Source organism: Aeromonas sp. HMWF014 (assembly GCF_963878295.1).
GTDB classification, from domain to species: domain Bacteria; phylum Pseudomonadota; class Gammaproteobacteria; order Enterobacterales; family Aeromonadaceae; genus Aeromonas; species Aeromonas popoffii.
The window spans coordinates 1-2,017 of sequence record NZ_CAWNYS010000343.1 but is presented as its reverse complement, the minus strand read 5'-3'; the positions used below and the strand labels follow the sequence as shown (position 1 = coordinate 2,017).

The window sequence follows — 2,017 nt, the reverse complement described above, 5'->3', positions numbered from 1 at the left end:
GCCTGCAGGGGCTCGCGGCGTGCTCTGCTCGTTTGGCGCTGGCTATTCGATAGGGAGTCTGCTGCTGCGGCGTCTGTGAGGGGCGGGGGCATATCCCTGCCGTCATTACCAAAAACAGCGGTCAGGGTGGAATCATGCAGAAAATCACGGGGCGCTGCGCCCTGCACTATGGGGTGACACTGCCACTCTTTTGCCTCTACGGGTTGCAGGTCTCGTTTCAGGAGAGCCTGACCCTGCCCCAGTTGCTGGGGCCCACCCTGCTGGTCTTCACCCTCATGTTTGCCGTGCGCCATTGGGTGTTGTGCCGACTGGTCCTGCCCGGCAGCGGGCTCAGCAGCTTCGGGCTGGAGGTGGGCTTCTACCTGCTGGGGGCGCTGCTGCTCTCGGGCTACAGCGGCCTCATGCTTGATCTCCCGCTGTCGAGCCACCTCAAGATCCTGCTGGGGATGACGACCCTGGGCTTTCTGGTGGCCGCGGATCTGTCGCTGGCGCGGGACTGGAACCTGGCCAAACAGCGGGAGCATCAGGGGGCGCTGGTGCTGACCCGGCCGCTGGCCATGCCGGTTTCCCGCAAGTTCTCACTGTTTACCTTCACCACGCTCGTGCTGCTGGGGGGCGTCTTATTCCTGCTGTTCAACAAGGATCTGGAGCGGCTGGCGACGGTGGACAGAAGCCTGTCTCGGCTCGATGTCCAGCAATACATATTGCTGGAAATTGCCTTCGTGATGGGGGTGACCTTCTGTTACCTCTGGCTCATCATTCGTGGCTATGGCCGCAATCTGACCCTCTTCCTAGAGCACCAGATGCGTACCATGGCACAGGTGCAATGCGGCGATCTGGATGCGCGGGTGCCGGTCACCCGGGATGACGAATTCGGCCTGATCGCCGCCAGCACCAACCAGATGATCGGCGAGCTGAAGGCGCGCCGCGACGAGCTCAACCTGACCCGGGACGTGGCCATCCTCGGCCTCGCCTCGCTGGCGGAGACCCGTGACAACGAGACAGGTGCCCACATCATCCGCACCCAGCACTATGTCAAGGTGCTGGCCGAACACCTGAGCCGCCACGACGCCGAGCGTTATCCCCTCGACGACGCCACCATAGACCTGCTGTTCAAGTCGGCGCCGCTGCACGACGTGGGCAAGGTGGGCATTCCCGATGCGATCCTGCTCAAGTCGGGCAAGCTGACCGACGAAGAGTTCGCCATCATGAAGCGCCATCCCCAGATAGGGGCCGATGCACTGGCCAGCGCCGAGGCCGAGCTCGGCTCCAACTCCTTCCTGCGGTTGGCGCGGGAGATCTCCCTCACCCACCACGAGAAGTGGGATGGCAGTGGTTACCCGGCCGGCTTGGCCGGGGAGAGCATCCCGATTTCGGGCCGCTTGATGGCGGTGGCGGATGTCTACGATGCCCTCATCTCGAAACGGGTCTACAAGCATGCCTTCACCCACGAAGAGGCGAAAGCCATCATAGTGCAGGGGCGCGGCAGCCATTTCGATCCCGGGATGGTCGATGCCTTCCTCGCTTGCGAGGGGGCCTTCAGGCAGATTGCCGCCGAGCACCAGGATCAGGCGTGATAAAACCAGGGGGGCCTGTCCATGCCGCTGCGACAGGGTAGACACAGGGAGTCCGTCACTTAGTCACCATCCAGATCTGATTTTACCGGCCCGCACTCGCGTAAACCCCACATACCTTGGCCGCATGCCACTCACACTTAGCGAGGCACCCACTGCCGCGCGGATCTTGCTGCTGTTCGTCAACCCTGCCTAATAGCATGAGCCGATAAGCACGATGCTATGCCCTTAGCCATCACCAGAGCGACCGACAAGCCCGCAGAGAGCGCCGAGGAGGTGTTGAGGCAAAGCGAAGCAGGGTTTGGTGAGCGTAGCAAGATGCCCTTAAGCGGAGTTCTGGCAATAACTGTACTGGCTCTATCAGCGACTGGTGGAGTTGTGATTACAATCACTTTTTTTGAAAGGATAATTTAATTAGGATATACAATTGGGTACTATAGGCC

General features: G+C 61.1%; 1 protein-coding gene. It reads left to right on the top strand.

All coding sequences use genetic code 11. From position 1 onward, the window contains the following. The first annotated feature begins 134 nt into the window (after nucleotides 1–134). Nucleotides 135–1,577 carry an HD domain-containing phosphohydrolase gene (locus tag AAC083_RS14415; RefSeq protein ID WP_108536967.1) on the top strand — a complete coding sequence of 481 codons (1,443 nt, stop codon included), beginning with the start codon at nucleotides 135–137 and terminating at the stop codon, nucleotides 1,575–1,577. Nucleotides 1,578–2,017 lie beyond the last annotated feature (440 nt).

Bases quoted from the DNA above. Each gene is read 5' to 3' on its own strand.
- AAC083_RS14415 (WP_108536967.1), top strand. From the start codon at position 135: ATGCAGAAAATCACGGGGCGCTGCGCCCTGCACTATGGGGTGACACTG.